Here is a 23,405-nt window from a genome sequence, read left to right on the forward strand (position 1 = left end):
ATTCCGACTGACACGCAATCGGTCTCTTCAGTTCTTCTATCTATCGATGCTTCGTTTTGCACTTCACGCCGCCGATCAGGGAGCTGCCTGGCAAAAGCCCGGCAGCTCCGCTCACGCCTGTCGTCGCCTACGTCGATTACGTGTTCGCCGCTCCGGCAGCGATCTGGTTACCGATGTACGTGAAGATGGTGTTCAGGCTGGTACCCGCCACCGTCGCCCCACCGATCACCATCACCGAGATCAGCGCAGCCAGCAGACCATATTCGATCGCCGTCACGCCATTTTCTTCGCGGGCAAAGGCACCGATGAGGTCGAGAGTTTTTTGCATCTCAATCTCCTTGGTTTGAAGGTTTGTATCAGTGATTCTTCGTGTTCCTCAACTCACTTCGCGTCGCCGGTCGCGGAACTGTCCGGCGAAGGGCCGGCAGCTCCGCTCACGCCGGCTGTCGCTTACGTGTTCCCCGATGCGAGGGCCAGCTTGTTACCGACGTATGTGAAGATGGTGTTCAGGTTGGTACCGGCCACCGTCGCGCCACCGATCACCATCACGGAGATCAGCGCAGCCAGCAGGCCGTATTCGATCGCCGTCACACCATCTTCATCACGCGCAAAGGCACGGATCAGGTCGAGAGTTTTTTGCATTTGAATCTCCTTAACAAAGAAGTTGTTTTACTCAGGTACGCTAGACATGCCCGCTGCGGGAACCGAGCACTGGTTAAAAGCTGCAGACTGCGCAGCCGGATTGGCATCAACGACCGGTTCGGTGCTGGAGCGCGTTGTTGCTATTCGCCGCGCTCCAGCCCGCCTCTCCCCAACGCCATTTACTTCGAAAACCTTAACGACGGCCGAGACCGTCGTCGCGGTTGCCTGACCTTCGTCGCTGTCGACAGCCGAAGCCCGAAAGCGATGAAGTTTCCGGACGCCGCAGAACTGAACCCCCCGTCAGCTGCCCTGCAGCGCCTGAAACCGTGACGCTCATCCTGCTGAGCAGTGCGCGCGTCACCGTCGCGGGGACATATAGCCAGAACAGTGCCATCCATGCGGGAAGGCTTGCTGGAACTGGTTCATTCAGCCAAAAGAACGAGTCCTGACGCGTCCGTGACGGCGAATGTTTCAGCGGTGAAAATTGTCAAAATTGGGAATTGTGAGGATCGCGCGGATACGAATGTGGGGCGGCGAACAGAAAATGTCTGAGGAAACCTTCATGCAGGATTGCGCACGGTGGGCGCTTTGACGGCAGTTCAAGCGTCTGCAACGGTCGGCCCCAATTATTGGGAAGGCGAAATCTCCGCGACACAATCCACGCCGCCAAAATGGATGAGCGCACTGACCCGTCACATTTTGTTACAGCTTCGAAACATGAATTGTTGGGTAAAAATGTCGCCGAGATCGGATTAGACCGAAAACTTCGGTACTAAATGCTCGATCAAGGCGTCGCGGACGCTTCCCGATCGCCGATTCCGGTGGGTGTGGACTGATGAATACCCTTATTTTTGGATTCGCCGGACCGGTTGGCCGTCATCGTCACATTTCGTTACAACCCCGATACATGAGAGGTAATCCTTGCTCGTTCGGGTCGAAGCTTACGATGAAGCGCGGCTAGTCGACCGAAGCGTTCGTCCGCCGATTCGCCACGCGGCATCCGGCAGAAACCGATCGGACCGGCCGACAAAGGCGGACGGGGCGGCGCGATGCGGTTCCTGGCGCAAATTCGGTTGAACAACCAGCAGGAACGCTCAAAAGATCACGATTTGGCGGCTCGCTTCGAACCCGACGGCGGGCAGAGTCGTCTCCCGGCAGGTCTCTCATCGATCGGACGTATTTTCAGGTAATAGCGCGCCAAGACTTCCATTTCCTGCGCGGGATCGTCGCGCCACCACGTGTGCAAGTCTCTCTCGGTACGAAATGTCGGGAGGCTGTTTGTCGAGGCGCGCGTCAACAGCATGCGTGACTGCCCGGCGAGCCTCATTCCTCTTTGCCCACGCTCGTCTTTCGGAGAACCGTTGCCGTCGCCATCGGTGGAATCGCTGGGATGACGTCAAATTTCTTCAGCGGGAAACTGTGGGTCTTCAAGCGATCAGCGGAACCGCTCTCCGAATCCTCGTTCACCGAACATACTCGATCGCATTTACGAGAAGACCGGAATCGGTCGAAAGACTCCTTACGCATCGTTACTTGGTCAAGTGGTTAGACCGTCCACTCGGGATCGATAAGGCACAGCATCACGCATAGAGTCAATCGAACCGGGAAATGTCGGGATGCGCTGTTTCAAAAGTGAAACGAATTTGGGCGGCATGCGTCATCTGCGAGAGTGCCAGCCTTTTTCAAGTATCGGTTGCAGACTCTCTGTCCGATTGCCTCCCAAGGCTCGCATCGGGTTTCATGTAATCGTACAAGCTGCATTCGCGGACAGACGACGGTCATCTTCGGCGCAGCACGTCGGATTGGACAGAAACGCAAAAACGTTTGCGCGACGCCATTGGCTCTGCTCGAAGCGCAATCCGGCAAACGCCAAACTGGCTAAGCATCAGGCACCAGTTATCGAAGTGCTCAGATGTTTTCGGCAGACGACGCAACTACATCGCAAACATATGATCCATTTTTCATTCGTGAAACAAAATGTTCCCCCCACATCTACCGGATTTTTCAAATGAGTGACCTGACGCGTGCCGCATCGATTGGACCGTCGTCGCAGGCGCATTTGCCTATTTAGATAGCGAGCAGTAGCCAAGGGAAAGGAATTGCCCCTTGATAGCGACGTGCAACAGAATTCGGCAAGACACAAAAAACGTTTCTCATCAATGAAACAATTTTTCGATCCACTCTGAACCGGATGTCTTGCTTCCTTAGGTACATCGTTGGAAATGGAACATTGGCCTTCGGTGGCACAAATCTGGCTTCGAGTGGAGCAAGCGAGGCTCAGCATCCTTAGCTAAATTCCTCGCCATGCTGTTATCGGGGCAACAGAATTCTGTCGTGGAGTACGGTGTCCTTCGCAATGGGGTGTCGTGCGAAATGCGACGCAAGGGCGAATCGTGACCCGTCAAGTGCCGGCCGACTTTCGGTTGCGTCAGATGGCGAGCTTCTGACTGGTACTCAGGACCGTGGAGTACCCAGCCGGACTGGCCAAAAGCGTTGAACGTTTTATTGCCGGTTTAAAAAATAAAAAGTCGAACGCAAGCTATCACGGGGATCACATTATGTCTGCCAAGCCGGGCAAGCAGCTCATCTCGCTCGTTGTGCCGTTCTACAACGAAATCGATGCTATCCCGCGCTTTTTTGCGGGTGTCATTCCGATACTGGATGCGATCGAGAACATTCGCTTCGAAATCGTGTGCGTCAATGACGGCAGTAGCGATGGCACCCTGGATCAGCTGATCCGCCAGCATGCCCGGGATAGCCGAGTTCGTGTGATCGACCTCACACGGAATTTCGGCAAGGAAGCTGCATTGACTGCGGGCATCGATGAAGCAATCGGGGATGCGGTAATCCCGATCGACGCCGATCTTCAAGATCCGCCCAGTCTGATTCCCGTCATGATCGAGCATTGGCGCAATGGCGCGGAAGTGGTCGCGGCCAAACGGACGAACCGCGCATGCGACACTTTCCTGAAACGTGCGGCAGCCGCGACCTACTATCGCGTCCACAACGCGCTCTCAGATGTGAAACTGATCGAGAACGTTGGAGACTTCCGCCTGATGGACCGACGGGTCATCCATGCGCTGCGGCGACTCCCTGAGAGACGGCGCTTCATGAAAGGGCTCTTCGCCTGGGTGGGGCTTCAAACGGTGATCATCGAATACCGGCGCGATACACGCGTTGCCGGACATTCGAAGTTCTCGGGCTGGAAGCTCTGGAACTTTGCACTCGAAGGCATTACGAGCTTCAGTACTGTGCCGCTGCGAAGCTGGACCTACATCGGCCTGCTGATTGCCACACTCGCGTTCGCGTATGGCGCCTACATCATCGGCAGCACGCTCCTCTTCGGCAATCGCGTTCATGGCTATCCATCGCTTCTCACAGTGGTTCTTTTCATGGGCGGCATCGAATTGATCGGGATCGGCGTGATCGGCGAGTATATCGGACGCATCTATTACGAGTCGAAGAACCGGCCGGTCTATCTGGTCCGACGTCGCTACCAGGTCAAAAGCAAGATTAGCGTCTTGCCAGTCGGCCGCCGTCATCCCGACGTGCTCAGGGAAAAGCGAGCGGATTTTTCGCGCAGGCATGTCATGGCGCGCGTGCGCGCCGTTAGCCGCTAATTTCGAGTCTTGCCAGCATCCGCCCGGTCGCTTTCCAACCTGCATCGGCCGGTCAATAGAACGATAGGAGGCACATTGGAACACGTCATTGCCGGACACGCCAGGGCTGCTACTTCCAGGGGCTGGCCGCCATGCTGGCTGGCTGCTGCTTTCATTGGCTATGTGATCGTCGTATTTGGCCCCGTCATGGGAGACGGCGACACGTACTGGCACATCGGTGCGGGAACGTGGATCCTGCAGCACCGCGAGATTCCGCACACCGATCCGTTCTCCTACTCATTTGCAGGCGCACCGTGGGTGGCGCACGAATGGCTGTCCGAAGTACTCATGGCGCTTGCGTATAAAGCGGGCGGCTGGAACGCCCTGGTGGCGCTTTATGGCGCCGCGAGCGCGTTGACGTTTGCGCTGCTGGCCCACCACCTGGCCCGCTGGCTGGATGCACTGGGAGTCGTGGTCGTGCTTGTCTGTGCTGCGGCGTGCGTTGCTCCCAGCATGGTGACGCGACCGCATCTGCTCGCGTTACCTGTGATGGTACTTTGGTCAATCGCTTTGTTTGAGGCGAAAAGAAAGGGGACAGCGCCTTCGTTCCTCCTCCTTCCCATCATGACGCTTTGGGCGAATCTGCATGGGAGTTTCATTTTCGGCCTCGTCATTTTGATGACGATCGGCATTGAAGCCCTAGTTGACACTAGCAATGACCGCGTTAGCGTCGCACGTCAATGGAGTCTGTTCTTCGCCGCGGCAACTGTGGCTTCGCTCCTGAACCCCAACGGCTGGCATGGTCTGGTGCATCCCGTCCAGCTCATGAGTATGAAGAGCAACGCAATCATTCAAGAATGGAAGTCGCTTGATTTCCAGCATCTTCAGCCACTTGAACTGGCATTGGCTACGCTGCTGTATGTCGGCTTTTCGCGGGGTGTGCGGTTGCCAGTATCCCGCGTTTTCATGCTGTTCGGGCTTATTCATATGGCCCTTCAGCATAGCCGGCACCAGATGGTCGCGGGTGTGTTAGGAGCCGTGCTCCTCGCCGAGCCGCTCGGGCGTGCACTCCGCGGGGGAGACAAACCGGCCACAGTCCGCCCCGCTGGGGCGCAATGGATTCTCGGCGCACTCGCCTGCGTGCTAGTCGTGACCGCAATCCGCGTCGCCCACCCGGTCGTGCGAACCGACAGCCCTGTGTCACCGATCACGGCACTGAAGCATGTACCCGCAGAGATCCTGAAGGAACCCGTCTTCAACAGCTACGAATTTGGCGGGTACCTGATATTCAGAAATGTTAAGCCCATCATCGATGGACGCGCCGACATGTATGGCGACGATTTTGTGTCCGCTTACCTCGCCGCGTCGGCGCCTGACCGCAACGCGTTTGAGCGGCTGGTGACGAAATACCAGGTTCGATGGGCAATCCTCCATGCCGATAGTGCCGTCGCGGTCATGATGGATACGCTGCCCGACTGGCAACGAATTTATGCGGACGACCAGGCGGTGGTGTATGTCCGAAAGGGATAAGCCTGACGGGTATTGACTGGCAGTGCCGACGCACCTGCCTCATCAACCGGGATCAGGGATATGAACGGCACACTGCATGCCATTCACGAAGCGCAAATGAGATATTGACGGGGAGGTCGAAATTGAAAGAAAAATCGCCTGATGCCGGCACCCGTTTTGCAACGTACAGTTGGTTCTGCTTTGGATCGCAGCTTGTCTTCCTTGCCATCCTGATTGTTCGCCACTATGTACTGCATCAGCCGCAATCCCCCGCACTAGGCATGGACTTCGCTGTGTACTGGTCCGCTGCACGTGTCGCCATCGAGCACGGCGCGGCGGCAATCTATTCTCCCGAATTCATGCGCCCTATGGAACTGGCCGTGCGTCCATACATGGACTACACTCCGTGGCCCTATCCCCCGACTTTTTTGCTGTTCGTGCTCCCGCTCGGCTGGCTCAGTTTCAATGCAGCGCTGATCACTTTCCTCACTGCGAGCATCCTGCTCTATGTGTATGCGATGCATCTCATCGCACGCCCCATCGGCATTCCGATTTGGCGATATTCGCTTGGATTCCCCGCAATCTTCATCGTAATCGGCTTCGGCCAAAACTCCCTGCTGACGGTTGCCATTGCCGCCATTGCCTTATCGATGCTGCCAACGCGTCCCGTCATCGCGGGAGCGGCAATAGCCCTGCTCAGCATCAAGCCGCAATTGGGCATTCTCTTCCCCGTGGCGCTGATTTGCGGGCAGCGGTGGAAAGCATTTTTCTCGGCCACTTTTTTTACCGGACTTTACGCCGGGATCTGCTTGCTAATCCTGGGAAAAGATTCCTTTACTGCTTTCTACCATGCACTAGGAACGTTTGGCAGTTCCTGGATCACGCAAAACACTGACGATATCTGGGTTGCAATGACCAGCATTTACGGCGTACTCAGGGTTGCGGGAGTCAGTGCGCCTCAAGCCTACTTGGTTCAATGTGTGTACGGCGCTCTCGCGCTAGTGGCCATCGTCATTATCTGGAAGGGGAGCTATTCGCATCAGATGAAGTGCGCCGCCTTGGCCGTGGCAACACTCTTGGTCTCGCCGTATATCATTTTTTATGATCTCGCATGGCTTGCGATTGCTATTGCATTTATTGCCGCAGATATTTTTCGCAATGGTACGTACAAGGCGCTTACCCAAATAGCCATTATCGCTTGGCTTCTCCCGTTACAGGGTTTGCTCGCACGATGGTTTCCCAACATCTACCAATGGGCACCGTTTGTACTACCGGTTTTCCTGTTCGTCATCGCCAAACGCAACCTCATGCGGAGCATGCGTCAAGAACAATGCATGGGCAGCTTGCGACAAGGGTGAGGACTCAGCCACAGACAAAAGCGCGGGAAGGCATGCGCGGCCTGTGCGTGGACAGTCAGCCCGTTGCCGATTGCCGTAACCGACTGCGACAGATAATGGCTGCAGCGTGTCGGAAACCACGACATCCCTCGAAGAGCCCCACTACCAGACCACCTGACTAACGCATTGAGAACGGCTCGTCCATCAACAGGATTATGCTTAACGGCACACTAATCGCTTGAAATACAAGGCTATTTTTTGGTGGGCCGGGTCGGGTTCGAACCGACGACGGGATTTCTCCGGCGGATTATGAGTCCCACTATGCTGTACGTCCATACAGCCTTTTGACGCTGTTCTACGGTGTTATAAGGGTTTGCGGGCGGTCAAAGTGCTGTATATGCGAACAGTGTTTGCTGTTTTAGGGCAGAAAAACCCACACCCGGCTCCGCCTAATCTGCGATCCAACCATCCAATGGGTATGGAGCGAAATCAAACCCTTGGAAAACTATACCGTCGTCGCCGATATGGATCGGCTTTGCGACATCGTGATTCTCGAGAGTAAAAACGCGGGCGGTTCTATGGACTTCGGGATCGCCAGCGTTCTTATAGGTCACGCACGCGACTACAGCGAATCCTGCGAGATATGCGTCACCGGGTGAGTTATCTCGAACGCGCCATTTTCCGCGTTTTTCTCCGTTAGGGAAAAGGCCGTCCGCGAAGCCGGTGCGTGCATCTCTCAAACTGGCCTCGCACATCTCCTCAGTGGCATCGTGAATTCGCGCGATGGGTTCCGGATAGCTAAAGCCCTGTGTCCCCGGGTCCTTAGTGAACGGTGGCGCCAATGGAATCATCTCCGCCGTCAGCGTCAGCCCAGAAGCAGGTGATCGGCCAACGTTTGTAAGCTTGTAGTTGAAAACATATGTCCATCCCTGTGACCCGTGGTCGAGCGGCCCAGACTCCTCCAAATCAAGAGAAATCCAAGCGCGCTGATCAGACTTCATCGCTGCAAGTTGGTCCCGCGACGCCCGATACTGATACCATGTCGCCAAAGCGCTAAACGCTGACACTGCCGCCGCAAATACAGCAACCAAAACGGTTACGTAGTCCAACAGGTGCTTACGCGGCGCGGTCGTCGCCCCATGCGTTTGTACTGCTGTGTCGCTTTCAGGCTGTCCACCACCGACGCTGCTCATCCATCGCTCCCCGCTTGCTGATTTGAGAGATCTTAACGTAGCCTCCCGAATAAGGAGGCTCGCGTACCTGCACCCCATGCGGGGTGGCAGTCGGCGGAGAGGCGCGGCACGATTAGCAATCCCAGGAAACTGTCTAATGCCTGCTTAAAAATTGCGCGGCGAAAACCCGCTTGCGGTGGACTTCCGGGTTTCGGTATTAGACGGGATTTCCGAGGTCAGTGTAGCATCGATACTGTACGTATATACAGGTGTCGAAATGGGCCTACGCGATCCATATGGGACGAAGCACGCGTGCCGCGACTGCGAGCATTGGGGTGGCGATATTGCAGGCACTGCGCATGCCTGTTGTTTGCGGGGCAATCGCGTCCAGGTACAGGCGAACGGCGAATACGGCTGCGTATTCTGGGTGCGCGCGACCGGTTCAGATGACGAATCTGGCCCGAGCCGTGCTGATCATCAACCTGGAGGTGAGCCATGAAACCCAAGGCATTCATCGAACAGGCCGAGCGCGAGTCGAAGCTAATCGACGCGCTGCTTCTCGCGCGCTACATGCTGGTGATTCACGACGGCAAGCTGTGCTCGGCCGAGGGCGAGACGTGGGAACTCGATTTCAGTCCTGAGCTGAAGCGCATCGACGAGGCACTGCAGATGGCGGGGATTGACACGACGCAGCCGCTCCATTGTCCGATCAGATGGCGAGATGAGGACGAGGATAGCGACAAATGATGCCGGCGCTGATCGAGCCGGAACTGGCGACGCTCGCCAGACACCCGCCCACGCGCGGTGAATGGTCGTACGAGATCAAGTTCGACGGCTACCGGATGATGGCGCGGATCGAGAACGGCACCGTGCGGCTCATTACACGCAACGGCAACGACTGGACCGGCCGCATGCCGAAGTTGCGCGATGCGCTTCAGAAGCTTCCGGTAAATGACGGGTGGATTGATGGCGAGGCCGTAGTGCTCAACGCGCAAGGCGTGCCGGACTTCAATGCCCTGCAAAACGCGTTGGACCGGCGCAGCACGGCTGAGATCGTCCTGTACCTGTTCGACCTGCTCTGGCTCAATGGCAAAGACCTGCGGACACGGCCCCTGCGAGAGCGCCGTTGGATGCTTCGCGAACTGATGCTGGAAGTAGCCAGCCCGCTGCTGCGCTACTCCAACGATTTTGCGAACGACCCGGAATCGCTGCTGGAATCCGCCCGCGAGATCAACCTAGAAGGCATCATCGGCAAAAGAGTTGATGCGCCTTATCGTTCGGGCCGCTCTCCGAACTGGATCAAGCTCAAATGCCACCAGCAACAGGAGTTCGTCGTTGGCGGCGTCGCACGCGGTAGGGCTGGTATTGATTCCCTGCTACTCGGCGTATTCGATCCAGACGGCTCGTTTCGCTACGTTGGCAGCGTTCCACCCTACTTCACAAGCCACCAGGCGTCCGCTTTTGTGGCCCGCGCGAAGCCAGGCGTGCAGAACGACTCGCCTTTCCGCAACTCGCCGAAACTGGAGCGCGATCGCGCTTATCTGTGGCTCAAACCTGAGATCGTTGTCGAGGTGTCGTTTCTCGAATGGACGAGGAGCGGCGAACTGCGGAATGCTGTTTTTCGCGCGGTGCGCGACGACAAGCCAGCGCACGATGTGACGGTTGAGCCAGCCATTGATCCGGACAAGGAAATCAAGAAGGGACGCTACTCGTAGACACATCATACGGGCTGCGGACTGCTTTTACGCCGCCGGCTTCAGCGGTGCCGCCGCCAGCTTTTCGAGCCGCTCGCCACCAGATCGATCGAATGATCGCCGAGATTGAAGCCGCCCGGCCACTTCGACGTGTCGATCACGAAGCCTGTCGACGTCAGCCAGATCATCGGGCCAAGCCGGTGCTGCCAATCTCCGAGACGCGGGTAATTCATCGAGATGTCGCGCCCATTGCCGACAATCACCAGCCCCGCCAGCTCGCACACGAACTTCTGTAGTACGCAACGTACGCGCTCTTCGACGGGTCGACACACCAATTTCCAACTACGGTGACGGCAGGTCTCCACGACGCAATCAGGCATCCACTCAAGGTACCGAAGTGCCCGCTGGCGTCAGTTCGAGCTGCTTGCGTCGACTGTGCTCCGTTTCGGAGAGCGCCAGCCAGCCCTTTCTCGCGCATCGATTTCAGCGGGCAGAGTGTGCCCTTCAATACATACGCCCCGGGCAACTCGCGGGTACTCTACCTCCGCCTCCCGTCGTGTCCTCAGGTAACGCCTATCAAACTGGAGTCATCCTATGAATGTCGCCAACTACGCGCTTATCGATGACATCCAGAACACGGCTGGCGAGCACCATGCCGACATGGTGACGGCGACTATCAACAATTACGTATCGCAGTATGGTTTCTCGTCGTATCAGACACAGGCTTTTCAGTTTCCCAATTCTTGGAACACAGAAGCCACTCAGATCAATTCCGATGTAGCCTCCATTACGTCGCCCGTTGTCAACAATAGCTGGGCGGATCTAGCTGCCTCGCATTCGCCGAACGCGTGGCTAACTGACGGTCCTGACATATATAGAGCGTTGGAAGACGCATTCCTGAGCGGCAAGACCATGGTCTTCGCCGCTGGCAATCAAGGTGCGAGTAGCCCGAATACAGCGTCGTTTGAGGGATCAACGTCATTCGTGATCAGCGTGAGCGCGATGGATCCGGATCCTAACGGCCATGAGCAATTGGCGTCGTATAGTAGCGCCAATCCGGCCATGACGAATTACGTCACGCTCGGCACTGTCGCGAATTACCCGCAAAACCCCACCGCCATAGGAACGTCATTCGCCGCGCCGCGTATCACGGCACTAATATCCATGCTCGATGCCGAGTATGGAGGCCAGCTTACGCAGTCCGACATTCATACCATTCTTGATCAGGGCAGCGTCGGCGAGAACCTGTCGCAAGAAAACCAGCCGAACATGCCGACTTATGTCTACCACGTCATTGACGACACAACGTTCGGCAACATCCTGCACATGCAGTACACGCCGGGCGAATGCACAGTACGCATGGAAGTATCGGGTCTGTATAACCTGCTTCTTGATCGCGTAGCTGACACGGGCGGACTGAACTTCTATACCAATCTCGCCGCAACGCAAGGACTCGGCGTTGTTGGCGCCCAATTGAAGGCTAGCCCTGAGTACCAAACAGTGTCCGGCCACACCATCAATGAAGTCAGTCTCATGGAAGATGTGCAGGCCATGTATCACGTCTTCCTCGGCCGAGAATCGGACGATGTCGGTTTGGCCTGGTGGGTGGATCACATCGCGCACGACAACGCGCCGACCAATCAGCAAATCTCGATCACCGGCCAGCACATCGATATTAGCCAATACGAACAGGCGTTCGTCGCCGCAGCCGGTCAGCATCTCCCGTCGTGGTTCTAATCGGATGCGAGGGGGCCGACAGACAAGTCAAGCGCTCTATCAAATGAGCCGAGGGAGCAAATACCGCTGCGCAACTGTATCGCAACCCGGACAAGCGCAGCAGCCGAAGATCCGAAGTGATGGTGCCCATGGGCAGGATCGAACTGCCGACCTCTCCCTTACCAAGGGAGTGCTCTACCACTGAGCCACATGGGCATCTCTTTTCACGCTCTGCACCTGGAGCGGGAGACGAGTCTCGAACTCGCGACCTCAACCTTGGCAAGGTTGCGCTCTACCAACTGGGCTACTCCCGCGGCTTTGGCTCCCCGACCTAGGCTCGAACCAGGGGCCTACGGATTAACAGCCCGGCGCTCTACCGACTGAGCTATCGGGGATCAAGGTCTTCTTGATCGGAGCCGGATTGTACAGCTTTTCGGTGTAAGTCGATATTTGTTTACTGAGCGATCGTGAAGTTCTTGATGCTCATCGTTATCCTTCGCCATCAGGGTCTCGGACCGATAGGCGCTCATGATCTCCGCGCAGAGAATAGTTTTTCTGCTCAGGCCGTCACGGCGCGCGCCGATGCATCTTGAGCTCCGCGAAGCACAATGCGGTTACGCTCGAACATCTCTGCCCAACCTTGAGGCGATACCATATAGTCGCTGCAATCGCCGTGCTCGATGATCAAGTCGCTGAAGATCTCTGACCCGCGATATGAAAAAGCCTCGAAACCAGGCTTGTTCGTCGCGAACAAGTCGAACTGCGTGCGCGGCAAAAGCGCAGAAAGTGCGCGTTGAATCTCCATGCATTGATCGGGTTGAATGTCGCCGTAATCGCCATTCAAATACGCCGGATCGTTGCCGCATCTGTTTCGGACGAACAACACCTTCTTGCCGTCTAGTTCGTTGACGAACCGATCAGCGCGTCGAGCGTATTTCTTTCGCAAATCCATGAGCTGTTTTTCGACGTCGCCCACAATCACCCGACCGTCTTCATCTCTTGCGAAATCGTGGTGATACATGAGATTGAACCGCGTGTCGACGACGGTCCCCCGGTCCGCCGGAATAGACAAATTCGACGGCTCGAAAAGGCCACTGAATCGCGCATCAAGAACATCGAGCAGCGCATGAAAGGGCGTCATCCACCAATCGAACGGATAAGCCTTTCCCGTCTCGAAGTGATGGCGAATATTCCAGGTCACTTCGCAATTTGAGCCAATGCTTACGACCTGATCATATGATCTGTCGGGAGGACTCTTTCGGCCAAACACAGCAAATTTTTTGTGGAATTTTAGCTTTGCTTGCATGAATGCGATGGGGCCCAAAGTAGCGCCTTCTGTCACGGGGCCTGGTCCTGTTAGGGGGTGACTCATATTTGTTCGAGCGCCAGCTCAATGCGATTGAGAATGGCACGCTGTTGCACGTCGTCCGGTGACAGGCTCCCCTGAATGGCTTTTAGTGTCTCGATGAGGATCGACTTCGTCTTCCATAGCGCCAGCAGGCGCACCTCGTAGTCAATCAACTGCTTCCGGTTGGAGCTGTACATATCGCGTATGAGGTGGGATAGGCGAAGATGAAAACGGTCAGCCCCGAAACAGCGAATGGTCCCAGACGTCCGCCACGCCCCCACCCTCTGAGGCGCGCGCCATCGACGCGCTGCGTTGCAGCTCCATCTCGCGCAGAGCTGTGTTGAGGGTCGAGATGAGTTCCTGTGCCTGGTCATAAGTCAGCAGGATCTCATGCACCTGCTGCTCAAGCTTCAGCGTGTCCGAGATTGCGCGGCCGGATAGCCGGATTTTTGCTAGTTCGTTGGCCGATTCGGCCTGGACCTTCCAACGGCCCACGGGAATGAGTAATCGTTGCACGATATTTCGCCCAAGTACATCGGGCCTTTTCCATGTTGAACACATGTTGAAGACCGCGCTCAAACGGGAGCGCAGAGAACCACTCCGCCATCCAGGCTGACCGGTGAGCCTTGTCCTGCAGCGCTCCGGCGGTCCGTCAATCTCGCCTGTTGCCGCGCTGTAGATATTGCGTGTCATCCAGGCAATGGCCAATTACTGCTGCAGTCGAGCAATCTCTGCACCGACGACCTAAATGTTCTGGACCTACGTCTGGGCTTCTCAGGCTAGTCTGGCGGTGGTGTAGTTCGTGCCGTCGAGGAGGTGTATTCGGTAAGAACACAAAGTTGCTCGGAAACGATGTTTTCGTTATAGGCAAAAAAACCCCGCCTCTTTGTGGGAGACAGGGTTCGTCTTCGTTTCACCGACACCGCTCACTCGCGCAAAGCGGTGCTTCTCCGAGAAAAGAAGTTAGCCGAGGACGATATGGCCAGCTGCCGCCGTACCGTCGATGGCGGTCGCATGGACACCGACCAGTTCAACAACGTGCACGTTGCCGGTCGTACCGGTGAATTGCGCGACGTACGTGTTGTTGTGAGCGGCGTCGTACCATTCGACAACCTTGCTGGCATCGCCTACCCCCTGAGTCAACGCCTTAGCTGCAGTAATAAAGTCAGCAGCCGCGTTGTACGCTGCGGAAGCAACCACACCCTTAACGGCGCTCAGTTCGGTACCGTTCGAAAGTGCAGCGGCGCCCTTGATAACGTCCTGACCCAGAGCGAAGTTGTTCACCACGTCGGTCGCCGTGTACTGTGCCGACAGAACGATCGTATCGACCTTCGTGTGACCCGCGAGCAACGTGATGGTGTCTGCGTTCGACGTGCTGGTCTCATTGATGGTCGTCGTGCCCGAGCCCGTCAGGATGACATCGCCCTTGCCCGAATCCGTCAGCGTCAGTGCGCCGGTGAAGGCAGATGCGTCGACCTTGTCACCGGTTGCCGTTGCAGCGCCCACGCTCATGGTCAGGTCGTTCGAACCCGATACAACGAACTTCGTGTTATCGCTGTTGACGAACGTTACCGAGTTCACTTGGCTAGCGTCGCCATTCGACGACAGATTGACCGTCGAGAAGCCGGTAACCGTCTCGATACCGAACGCTACACCCTTCGCCGTTGCGCTCGTGTTGAGGTTCAGGTTCAGGGACGATGCGCCAACTGCCGCGCCGAACGTGTCGGTACCGGCCGCTGTCAGGTCAACCGTCGAAGCATCCGACAGGTTGCTGATAGTCACGCCGCCCGTGTCCGAGACGGCGAAGTGGTTCGCGAATGCTCCAGTGATTTTCGAAGCATCAACGCTAGCTGCGGCGACACCGCCCACGCCCAGAACTTCGAAGCCGGTCGTTGCATTCAGCGCCGTGTAATCGGCTGCGGTCAGCGTACCAGCGTCGCTGATGACCAGCGTATCGGTACCGACACCGCCATTGAGTTGAGAACCGGCAGACAGCGCTTCAAGGCTAGCGGTCGTGATCGTCAGCGTATCGTTGCCCGAACCGCCCGTGAAGGCGAACGACGGAGCCACGGTCGTGCTGACAGAAACCGAGACGCCACCGGTGTCGCCAGAAGCGTTGATGGTCTTCAAGCCAGACAGGCCTTCAGTCAGAGTCAGCTTCTGGTCGCCTGCCAGGTTGAGCGTCGTCAGTGCGGTTCCACTATCGCTCAACGCGATCTTATTCGCCCCGCCAGTCGACGTCAGGTTAAGCGTGGTCGTCTTCGTGCCAGCAATGTCCAGCGTAATGGAGCCCGTAGCGGCAGCACCCGGAGCAACCTTGGATAAGGTCACATTTGCCGCAGTGTCAGCAGCCGAGGTTACCTGTTCCGTGGCCGTGTTCGCGCCCGTCGTGGAAACGTTGGAGAAAGTCACGGACTGGCCCGCGACCTTAACCGTGTTCGTTACGCCGGTGGCGATAACCGGGCTGTCAATCGTTACTTTTTGCAGACCGGTGATGCCCGAAACATCGAGCACGGTTGCGCCTTCCGTTGCACCCGAAATCCACAGATTCTGGACATTCGTCAGTTGCGGCAGAACTTCAGTTGCGCCGCTGCCAACCAGACCGACAGAGTCGCCGCTGTGAGCGAACAGCTTCAGCGTGTTGTTGCCGCCGCTGCCGCCGTTGATGGCATCGGCCGCGCTGGTGACGATGATATTGCCAGAGGCACCCGTCGCGGTATTGTCAGCGATAAACACATTATTGCCGCCGGCTGCACCGACCAGGTTATCCACACCCGTGGTGAGCGTTACCGTCTGGCTAACCGAACCCGTGCCGATGTTAGCAACCGTCGTCGACAGGTTCACTGCCGCAGCAGTTGCCGAAGCCGAGTCCGTCACGGCAGCGACAGCTGCGCGTGCGTTGACCGCAGCAGCATTGCCCGCGTACGCAACTTGAGCAGCCGTCGTTTGGCTGACTTGCGTCGTGAACGCGTCAGCGTACGTCAGCTTTGCTGCGAGTTCGGTTGCGTCCGTACCCGTTGCACCGTTGTAGATGTTCAGAGCGACCGAAGCCAGCGAGAAGGTGCCGTTGATGATGCCGTTCACGTAGAAGTTCAGGCCAGCGACGTCTGCGTCACGACCAAACAGCGTGTGGTAGACCGCGTTGACTTGAGCTGCCGTGCTCGAGCCGCCGTAGAGAGCGGTCGATTCAGCCGAGTTGCCGAAGGCGTTGATGATGACGTTGATGTTGCCACCTGCCTTGTCCATCTGCGTTGCCCAGTAGGCCTGGCCCGCCGGATCTGCAGGACGGCCATAGTAGGCGATATAAGCTTGTTGAATCTGTTCGTAGTATTGTGCTGCAGCCATTTCTAGCTCCGTAGATGTTTATACACGTGTTTGCGTCATCAAGTGACTGGCCCCCGCGCTGACCAAGACTTCCCGGGCCGGCGCGTCCTTCAACATCAAACGCGAACGCATTTTCAGATGACTTTCGGCGACGTATTGTGATGGGGCGCACAAAACTTCAAATAGTGCAGTCGAATGTTGGCTACAGAACTGTTCGAACGAAAATACGGCGTAAAGCACCCTGCTGCCTTGGGTCGACGCGGAGACAAGCGAATCCAGCGGAGTGCAAATAGCAGATACGAAAAGGGAGGTTCGGCCGCTCAGGAGGCGTCCTCAGGGGGACGTCAGACCAACCGCTCGTTAACGGCGAGAACTGGTTGGGATGAAGCGACCTAGCACTTGTAGGAGGGCCGCCAGTTCCGGAGGGAGGAGCCGGCGGTTTACATCTGCTACTCTATGGCTGCTCACAGTACAGGGAGCGCCGCAATCTTAATGTTGAAACCGAATCGTTTATGTGACGGGTATCACAATAAAATCACAAAAGAATCTATAACTTTCGCCTCGCCCCGCTCAAAAGCCTTGCAAAGATGCAGATCGACTTACCGCCTTCCTCCCAGACGCTTCTCGGAAAGCGCACCCTCAGAGATGTCATCAATCGCTATACCGATGAATTTATGCCGCGAAAGAGGGCGGCAGTGTCGATTTCGAAAACGCTCCACGAGATCGGGCTGAGCTGCGCGTTTCTGGGTGATCCGCTTGAACGCTTATCGGTCGAATTAGTTTCGGAATGGCTTGCGCAGCGTCTATCCGGCATCGCCGCGTCCCACGCCACCTACGAACTGAATTTAATAACCGCGCTGCTTGAGGTCGCCCGTGCTGAGTGGGGCTGGATCCGGAGTAATCCGGCGCTATTGATCGGGCGCCCGCGCATCCCCGATAACGATCGAAGGGCACCGATCCCGCGTCGTGTGTCAGACGTCGAGATCCAGACTATGTGCGAAGCGTTGGGATACACGGACGGATCGATGGCAGCGAGCGCATCGCAATATACGGCAGTTGCGTTCATGCTTTCGATCGAGACTGGAATGCGGAAGAATGAGGCACGCGCCCTCCGATGGTCCGATGTGTTTCTGGACGAGGGCTACATCAGCATCCCTGGAACAGAAATAGAGGAAATCCGAAAGATCCCGCTCTCAAAGAGGGCTAGAGCACTGTTTTCTCAACTCTTCAGGTTCGAAGACGACGAGCGCTGCATACCTCTGGAGCAACACTTCGCCAGTAAGACTTGGACCATAGCTAAACGGACTGCGGTGCGAAAGCTGCCGTCGCTTGAGGATCTCAAGTTTAGTGATTCGCGAGATGAAGCAACGGCTCGGATGGCGAAAGGCTTTAGCCTTCTTTCTCTTTCGAGAATTCTCGACCACGCAAATCTGCCTACGCTTGTCCCTTACTACCTCGAGCCGACGGCGCAATCCTAGCAATCAGCAGAACGGGTGACGGAAGCACCGTGCAAAACCTGACAGGCGCAGCCGTCACACACATCGCCGCCGTTATTTTGCGACATCGTCTCGTACAATGAACCCCTGATCCTGCATGGCGCGTACGTAGTCCTGCAGCGACTTCAGCTTGTCGATCTCGCGTTGATCGTCGCCCGCTACTTCTGCAACGCCGGCTTAGCCCCGGTTGTCGGTCACGACCGCCGGGTTGGCCTGCATCTTCCCCCGGAAGTAACTGGCGATGCCGAGCACGGGCGCCATGGTGCCCATCACCGCCGCTTCCGACCCGAGCATGCTTGGGATATAGCTGAGAATGGCCGGTTCGACGTGCGCGAACATCACGCCGATGTATGTACACGCAACCGTCAGGCCAGCCAGCACCGCCAGCAGCCCAAAGCAGAAACCCACGAACGGACGCCAGCTGTAGGTCGGCCAGTGGTCGGCCCTCGCCTCCGCCTGCATCGTCTGGTTGACGGCCTGCGTGTCAGCGGTGTCTGCCGCGAGTTCCGCCTTCGTGACGTCGGCGCTGATCTGCGCGAGCTGCGCCTGATTGTCGAGCACCGCCTTCTGAAATTGCATCGACAGGTTTGGGTCGGCCTGAATTGCCGCGAGCGCTGCGTCCGGCGCTGATTGCCCGGTCACGGTCTGCGCGATGCCGACGACCTTGCTTGCCACGTCCTCGGCTTTCGAGCCGCCGAGCCAACCGGCGATCATCGGCGCGAACTGAGCGAGCGCCATTGCGATAGGGATAAGCGGCATCATGCGGCTCCTTTCCAGAGGTTGTTTGCAATACGGTTAGCCCACCCTTTGCCGAAGTTCAGCCAGGTCTTGAGCGATGTGAAATAGCGGATGCGCAGCGAATTCCATCGCATCATGAACTTGAGCGGATCGGTCGCCTGCACCGCGGCGATAGTGGCGGGCCCGATAAGACCATCGACCTTCGCGCCGGCGGCGCCCTGCATCCAAATCACCGGATGGCCGCCGTTGTAGTTCGCGTCAAAGATCTGGAAGGCCACACGCGCATCGAGCTCGTCGAGGCGCAGCGGATCCCAGTAAAGCCTCTTCGCAATCGCCTTAGCGGTGTCGCGCGGAAGATCACGCATCGCCCCTGTGTAGCCCGCCGCGCGCGCGACGCGCGCAGTTATGCCCCACATCGTTTCGCCGCCCGAATCGGCCGGATTGTTCGAGTACCCGCCCTCATTGCCGATCAAGGCATCGAACGCATTGTCGAAACTGGTCATCGGGTGAATCCTTTGGTTTGCAGGAATGCATACGCCAGTGCAGCCAAGCCGAGCGACGCTATGCCGCCCAGCGTCCACTTGCCGAGCGTGGCAAATTGCTTGTCAAGCCATTCGCTCAAGCCCTCTTTGAGTGCGTTCTTTACCTCGTCTTGCGACAGCCCTTCTACTGGCATAAGTGATCCCCCGTTGCGCCCGAAACAGGCATAAAAATGCCGCCCGAAGGCGGCTGGTTACACCGAGTATTGGTGAGCCTTTACAGGATCAGTGCGGCAGTGTTGCGTTAGCCAGACAATGGCCTTTGCCAAAGATCAGATCGATGCACGGCGCGACGAAGTGCGCCCATCGCTCGCCGGTAATCAGCGCGTTCCCCGTACGCTCGCTGATCGTCTGCGTCGGCGGTCCGCCGAGCATCGCATTGCCTTCCTCGTCCTGCGCGATAGCCATAGCCTTTGCGCGCGCCGTCGAGCCGAACAGCGCGTCGCCAAGCATGATGATCAGCAGGACTGGCGTCACGAGCGTGCACATCAGCCAGAGGCCGAAGAGTCGCAGTCGGCTCATGGGTTGCTCCACTGGACAGCTTGCACGGCCTCGATCGTCGTCGCCCCGTCGATCTGCTCGGCGAGCTGCTGGTTCTTCGTGAGGCACGCCAGAATCGCGGCCTTGCCGTCGCGGCCGGCCTGCTGGATCTGCGCGGCCGTATGCGGCACGTAGGCCCATACGCCATCAGCATCGGCGCACCAGAACGGCGTGGTCCAGTCGGCCGCGAGCCCCGGCAGCAACGATGCCACCACGGATGCGTTGAGGTTCTGCTGGTCGGTGAACTTCGCCGGATAGCTGTGCGGTGCCCCAAGCGCCGACGACTCGAAGCCCGCGAGAATCTCGTCCTGACAGGCCTGCGAAACGATCGCCTTCTGCGAGGTCCGTGCATCGGCCAGTTCCCGTGCGGACGGTGGCGCGACAACCAGCGCCCCACCGCTCCACACGTAGCCCGCAAACGTGAAGTCATCCGGCAGCGTCACGTCGACGATCTGCCAGCCGTCGATCACGCTCAGCGGATAGATGCCGTCAGGCGCGACGATCTCGCTCGCCGTCTGTTCGAACGGCCCTTGCGCGAGGATGCTGGAACCATGAATCAGAAGTTGCGTCATGCTGCGATCTCCACGCTAAGGATCCGAGTTTGTGCGCCACTTGCGGACGGAGCTGGTCCGCTGATAGCGGTCGAGCCGATGAACACGAGGCGATTCGAGGCCACCGCGCAATTTTGTGCGAGCCAGACGTAAGCAGCAGTCAACGCCATCGGCGGAATCTTGACGCTGCCCCTCGAATTGATCGCATCCCCGTTGTTTCTGAAAATCGCCAGCACTGGCGTTGCAGGACTTTGGGAAAAAATCGCGTAGTCGCCACCGGACAGGCGATAGCAACCAATTGAAGAGGTAGTGACCGGGCCGAAATCAGACAGCGGGCAGCCATACCCCGTCGAAACAACGTTGCCGCTGATCTTGCTTGGCTGAAGAAATGGCGAGTAAGTGCTGGCCGCCGACGCCCTCTGCTTGACTGCAAGAAATTCGTTGGCGCTGTACGGCAGGATGGTTCCAAGCCCGATGGCACTCGTGGCCGAGATGGAGTCGTACAGGATTGGGCCCGCCGCATACGTCGAACCCGAAACCGTCAGAACGACAGCCCGAGAGTTGGAGCCCTGATCGCAGTACCAGAGGAAAGCGCTCGTCGCACTGAGCGGCATCAGGTGCGGCGCGAATCGCGAGCCACTGTTCGACGTGTACGCGGAGCACTGGTTGAAGCCGGTGACGCCAGTTTCCAGAGCAGACTGCGCGCTCCACGTGACCGTTGTCCCGGAAATCGTGACGACGAACGGGAGGACCGCGTTGCCAGCGCCGCCGTTATCTGTCACCACCAGCGCAGTTGTCGGAGACAACAGGCAACTGATTGGCTGCTGTGCATAGGTCGTGTTGACGTAGCCTCCACCGGGCGGGGCAACCGGCGTTCCTACCGTGCAGGTCGTCCCGCTGACACTGACAACGACGGCAGAAACGTTGTATGGCTGCGAGGACGCTTGCGTATAAATCACCAGCGCGGTCGTCGCAGTCAGGGCATAGATGGTCGGAGCGACACCGTATGCCGCACCGATGTAGGCAGTCGCTCCCGCAGTGACCGTCGTGCCCGAAACCGAGAAGGCTGCAACTGCGTTCGACGCAGTACTTCCGCCATAGCAGCCAGTCACCAGATAGAGCGTTGGCGAAAGCTGCGCGAGTCGCGGCGCGGCATACCCGTACTCCGAGAAATACATACCCGCCGTCGTACCCGCAATGGTCGCCGGCGAACCGGCCGTGATCGTCGTGCCAGAGATCGTCAAAACCACGCCATACGTATTCCCCTGGCCGTCGCCATAAATCAGCATCGCCGTCGTCGCTGTGATGGACCATACTCCGCCCACCACGGCCGGACCGCTCCCGACGGTGCCAACAAGAACGGGCGTTGTGACCTGCTTCCCGACGTTGTCGACGATGTAGGCATAGAGGGCAGTACGTGCCGCGCTCGCCGCGAAGTGCAGCGACTGGTTGCTGTTCAGCGCCAGCGAAACGCCTGACGTCGTGTCGATTCCCGCATTGCCGTAATACGTGCTGCTCAGCGTCGTGTCGATCGTCACCAGACCCGGCTCCATGTTCGAGCCGTGCACCGACCACACGCCAGCGACCGTGCTGTTGTCCTTCAGCGACACGGACACGACGCCGCCCGCTCCGACGCCCATCACCAGCTTGCCGGAGTTGTCACGGATACCGAACGGATACGTACCCTTGCTGTTGTCGAAGATGTACTGCGGGCCACCTGTCGAGAGCGTCGTCGCATCCGGCAGCGTGACCGCCTGCCCGAACATGGTCATTGCGACCGGAACGTAAAGGTACGTCGCTGCGAGCGTCGTGCTCGCCGTTACGGCTGCATTGACGTTGGTGAGCTTCTGCGACTGGCCCGGTGCGCCAGCGACAGCCACGGACCATGCCGCGGCGGTGCCCGAGCCGTTGTACTGGCTGACGTTGACCGTCATCGATCCCGATGCGCTGTTGTACGCGGTCACGATGCCGTACATGGTGTTCGACGCCGCCGCCGTCTGCGCGATCGTGACATACATACCAGGCACGAATAGTTTTCCAGTCTGCACCGTCAGCGTCTGGTTTCCGTTGCCGATCGTCAGCGACGTCGTTGAGGTTGCGCTCGTGCCCGGCGCATTGAGCGCGGTCGATGCGCTGGCTGCCGCGTTCGTTGCGCTGGTTGCCGCATTGCTCGCGTTCGTCGTAGTGCTCGCGATGACGTTGTTCACGATGTTGATGATGTTCGTGAACATCGGCAGCAGCCGCGTGCGAAATCCGCCGTTCGCGAGGCCAGTCGCCGGGTTGCTGTCGTCGGTGACGGTCGAGCCGTCACCGCCCACATTGGTCGGGAAATTTACCGAGTTCGTCATTAGGACGTTTCCTCAATTTCAAACGCGTTGTTGTTGATGTTTCGCAGTACAGCGGTAATCGGGTTCAGTGCACGCATGCGGCCGACGAACGATTGCCGGATCAGGTTCATGGCGTCGCCCGGGTCCCATGCGACTAGCAGCTCGCCATCGACGCCGAGCTTGCGCTGCATCTCGAAAACCTGCGTCTTCGCTTCCGCATCGCTCAACAAGTCGAGCGAGAACTTTTCGACGCGCCGCGGCGCCTTGCGGTCGAAGTACGTCGTGCCGCCGAGCGAGCGCTTGACGGCCGTGTCCGTCTCCCAGCCGATAGTTGCGCCGTAGCTCATGTTCGTCGCAGGCTGCCAGCCCGGCGACACGAAAAGCCGCCCGAACTGCAGATAGCCCGCTGCATTGTTCGCGTCGCTGAACATCACCTTCAAGTACCGCGCGAGCACGATCGCCGGCAGCAGGTCGATCAGGATTCCCGGATAGCCCGCCCGATCGTCTTCGGAGATCGCGGCCTCCCACCAGTTGTCGTCTTCCCACTCCAGCGCACCGAACGGATGGATAACGGGCCATGCGACCATCCAGCCTGAGTCGTATTTCGTTGTGGCGAAGGTCGGATCGTCACCCATCAGCACACGCCACTGCCCCTGCGTGCTCATGTTGTGGCTGACGAGCGAGACGACCTGCAGCTTGCGGTCCTTGCCGAAATCGACCGTGAACTGCGTATTGCCCGGAGTGGAGTCCGTCGTGCGCGCGACGCGCGCGAGCCGCCGGTCCTGCAGGTTCGTGACGGGCGCCTGCCAGCCGCCGCCCGCGAGCGTCGCGGCGTCTGTCAGGTTCGGAAATGCGAGAAGGACGTTTGCCACG

The 23,405-nt window shown here is 58.0% G+C and carries 23 protein-coding genes and 3 tRNA genes; 8 read left to right on the top strand and 18 right to left on the bottom strand.

What is annotated here, in order from left to right; genetic code table 11:
- Positions 1 to 136 precede the first annotated feature (136 nt).
- Positions 137 to 328 (bottom strand): Flp family type IVb pilin, encoded by a 192-nt coding sequence (locus GCT13_RS13120; protein WP_152758581.1) that lies wholly within the window; start codon positions 326 to 328, stop codon positions 137 to 139.
- A gap of 122 nt (positions 329 to 450) precedes the next feature.
- Positions 451 to 642: a Flp family type IVb pilin gene (locus GCT13_RS13125; protein WP_152758583.1), complete on the bottom strand. Its 192-nt coding sequence runs from the start codon at positions 640 to 642 to the stop codon at positions 451 to 453.
- A gap of 2,558 nt (positions 643 to 3,200) precedes the next feature.
- Between GCT13_RS13125 and GCT13_RS13130 the strand changes: the two genes are divergently transcribed.
- From GCT13_RS13130 to GCT13_RS13140, 3 genes are all read left to right on the top strand, one after another.
- Complete coding sequence (locus GCT13_RS13130; RefSeq protein ID WP_152758881.1) at positions 3,201 to 4,262, top strand: glycosyltransferase family 2 protein; 1,062 nt, start codon at positions 3,201 to 3,203, stop codon at positions 4,260 to 4,262.
- A 75-nt stretch (positions 4,263 to 4,337) separates the two neighbouring features.
- Complete coding sequence (locus GCT13_RS13135) at positions 4,338 to 5,771, top strand: hypothetical protein (protein ID WP_152758585.1); 1,434 nt, start codon at positions 4,338 to 4,340, stop codon at positions 5,769 to 5,771.
- Positions 5,772 to 5,893: 122 nt separating this feature from the next.
- The gene (locus GCT13_RS13140; RefSeq protein WP_152758587.1) at positions 5,894 to 7,108 is read left to right on the top strand and encodes a glycosyltransferase family 87 protein; all 1,215 of its coding nucleotides are present in this window, start codon (positions 5,894 to 5,896) and stop codon (positions 7,106 to 7,108) included.
- 428 nt (positions 7,109 to 7,536) lie between these two features.
- Here GCT13_RS13140 and GCT13_RS13145 read toward each other — a convergent pair whose 3' ends face one another.
- On the bottom strand, positions 7,537 to 8,280 hold the full coding sequence (locus tag GCT13_RS13145; RefSeq protein ID WP_152758589.1) for a hypothetical protein: 744 nt from the start codon (positions 8,278 to 8,280) through the stop codon (positions 7,537 to 7,539).
- A 474-nt stretch (positions 8,281 to 8,754) separates the two neighbouring features.
- Here GCT13_RS13145 and GCT13_RS13150 point away from each other — a divergent pair, with 474 nt between their 5' ends.
- Positions 8,755 to 9,006, top strand: a complete 252-nt coding sequence (locus tag GCT13_RS13150) for a hypothetical protein (protein ID WP_152758591.1) — start codon at positions 8,755 to 8,757, stop codon at positions 9,004 to 9,006.
- On the top strand, positions 9,003 to 9,974 hold the full coding sequence (gene ligD / locus GCT13_RS13155) for a non-homologous end-joining DNA ligase (protein WP_227746814.1): 972 nt from the start codon (positions 9,003 to 9,005) through the stop codon (positions 9,972 to 9,974). The genes GCT13_RS13150 and ligD overlap by 4 nt, the downstream gene beginning before the upstream one ends.
- 41 nt (positions 9,975 to 10,015) lie before the next feature.
- On the opposite strand, the gene GCT13_RS13160 is transcribed toward ligD, so the two are convergent.
- Positions 10,016 to 10,285, bottom strand: a complete 270-nt coding sequence (locus GCT13_RS13160; RefSeq protein ID WP_152758593.1) for a hypothetical protein — start codon at positions 10,283 to 10,285, stop codon at positions 10,016 to 10,018.
- A 262-nt stretch (positions 10,286 to 10,547) separates the two neighbouring features.
- Between GCT13_RS13160 and GCT13_RS13165 the strand changes: the two genes are divergently transcribed.
- Complete coding sequence (locus tag GCT13_RS13165) at positions 10,548 to 11,690, top strand: S8 family serine peptidase (protein ID WP_152758595.1); 1,143 nt, start codon at positions 10,548 to 10,550, stop codon at positions 11,688 to 11,690.
- Positions 11,691 to 11,810: 120 nt separating this feature from the next.
- Here the strand turns inward: GCT13_RS13165 and GCT13_RS13170 are convergent.
- The 7 genes from GCT13_RS13170 to GCT13_RS13195 form a co-directional block, all read right to left on the bottom strand.
- Positions 11,811 to 11,885, bottom strand: a tRNA-Thr gene (locus GCT13_RS13170).
- A gap of 22 nt (positions 11,886 to 11,907) precedes the next feature.
- Positions 11,908 to 11,983: transfer RNA gene (locus tag GCT13_RS13175), tRNA-Gly, on the bottom strand.
- A 5-nt stretch (positions 11,984 to 11,988) separates the two neighbouring features.
- Positions 11,989 to 12,064, bottom strand: a tRNA-Asn gene (locus GCT13_RS13180).
- Positions 12,065 to 12,228: 164 nt separating this feature from the next.
- A complete protein-coding gene (locus tag GCT13_RS13185; RefSeq protein ID WP_193727646.1) occupies positions 12,229 to 13,011 on the bottom strand; it encodes a DUF1796 family putative cysteine peptidase in 783 nt (260 codons plus the stop codon).
- Positions 13,012 to 13,037: 26 nt separating this feature from the next.
- Positions 13,038 to 13,214: a hypothetical protein gene (locus GCT13_RS48300; RefSeq protein ID WP_193727647.1), complete on the bottom strand. Its 177-nt coding sequence runs from the start codon at positions 13,212 to 13,214 to the stop codon at positions 13,038 to 13,040.
- A gap of 37 nt (positions 13,215 to 13,251) precedes the next feature.
- Positions 13,252 to 13,725 carry a hypothetical protein gene (locus GCT13_RS13190; RefSeq protein WP_152758599.1) on the bottom strand — a complete coding sequence of 158 codons (474 nt, stop codon included), beginning with the start codon at positions 13,723 to 13,725 and terminating at the stop codon, positions 13,252 to 13,254.
- A gap of 255 nt (positions 13,726 to 13,980) precedes the next feature.
- Positions 13,981 to 16,362: a beta strand repeat-containing protein gene (locus GCT13_RS13195; RefSeq protein WP_152758601.1), complete on the bottom strand. Its 2,382-nt coding sequence runs from the start codon at positions 16,360 to 16,362 to the stop codon at positions 13,981 to 13,983.
- A gap of 566 nt (positions 16,363 to 16,928) precedes the next feature.
- Here GCT13_RS13195 and GCT13_RS13200 point away from each other — a divergent pair.
- Positions 16,929 to 17,819, top strand: coding sequence for a tyrosine-type recombinase/integrase (locus GCT13_RS13200; RefSeq protein ID WP_152758603.1), 891 nt, complete (start codon positions 16,929 to 16,931; stop codon positions 17,817 to 17,819).
- A gap of 195 nt (positions 17,820 to 18,014) precedes the next feature.
- On the opposite strand, the gene GCT13_RS13205 is transcribed toward GCT13_RS13200, so the two are convergent.
- The 6 genes from GCT13_RS13205 to GCT13_RS13225 all read right to left on the bottom strand — a co-directional run bounded on the left by GCT13_RS13205 (position 18,015) and on the right by GCT13_RS13225 (position 22,139).
- Positions 18,015 to 18,575, bottom strand: a complete 561-nt coding sequence (locus GCT13_RS13205; protein ID WP_152758606.1) for a hypothetical protein — start codon at positions 18,573 to 18,575, stop codon at positions 18,015 to 18,017.
- 20 nt (positions 18,576 to 18,595) lie between these two features.
- The gene (locus tag GCT13_RS13210) at positions 18,596 to 19,078 is read right to left on the bottom strand and encodes a glycoside hydrolase family 108 protein (protein ID WP_152758609.1); all 483 of its coding nucleotides are present in this window, start codon (positions 19,076 to 19,078) and stop codon (positions 18,596 to 18,598) included.
- Positions 19,075 to 19,251 (bottom strand): hypothetical protein, encoded by a 177-nt coding sequence (locus GCT13_RS48305; RefSeq protein ID WP_193727648.1) that lies wholly within the window; start codon positions 19,249 to 19,251, stop codon positions 19,075 to 19,077. Before GCT13_RS48305 ends, GCT13_RS13210 begins: the two co-directional genes overlap by 4 nt.
- 88 nt (positions 19,252 to 19,339) lie before the next feature.
- Entirely contained in the window at positions 19,340 to 19,636 is a 297-nt protein-coding gene (locus GCT13_RS13215) for a hypothetical protein (RefSeq protein WP_152758610.1), read from the bottom strand.
- Positions 19,633 to 20,226, bottom strand: a complete 594-nt coding sequence (locus GCT13_RS13220) for a DUF4376 domain-containing protein (RefSeq protein WP_227746815.1) — start codon at positions 20,224 to 20,226, stop codon at positions 19,633 to 19,635. The genes GCT13_RS13215 and GCT13_RS13220 overlap by 4 nt, the downstream gene beginning before the upstream one ends.
- Positions 20,223 to 22,139 carry a hypothetical protein gene (locus GCT13_RS13225; protein WP_227746816.1) on the bottom strand — a complete coding sequence of 639 codons (1,917 nt, stop codon included), beginning with the start codon at positions 22,137 to 22,139 and terminating at the stop codon, positions 20,223 to 20,225. Before GCT13_RS13225 ends, GCT13_RS13220 begins: the two co-directional genes overlap by 4 nt.
- On the opposite strand from GCT13_RS13225, the gene GCT13_RS13230 reads away from it, so the two are divergent.
- Entirely contained in the window at positions 22,102 to 22,590 is a 489-nt protein-coding gene (locus GCT13_RS13230; RefSeq protein WP_227746817.1) for a hypothetical protein, read from the top strand. The genes GCT13_RS13225 and GCT13_RS13230 overlap by 38 nt on opposite strands.
- Here the strand turns inward: GCT13_RS13230 and GCT13_RS13235 are convergent.
- Positions 22,553 to 23,404 carry a hypothetical protein gene (locus GCT13_RS13235; protein WP_321574329.1) on the bottom strand — a complete coding sequence of 284 codons (852 nt, stop codon included), beginning with the start codon at positions 23,402 to 23,404 and terminating at the stop codon, positions 22,553 to 22,555. The genes GCT13_RS13230 and GCT13_RS13235 overlap by 38 nt on opposite strands.
- Between the last annotated feature and the right edge of the window lies 1 nt (position 23,405).

The sequence above is a fragment of the Paraburkholderia franconis genome (assembly GCF_009362735.1).
Lineage (GTDB): Bacteria > Pseudomonadota > Gammaproteobacteria > Burkholderiales > Burkholderiaceae > Paraburkholderia > Paraburkholderia franconis.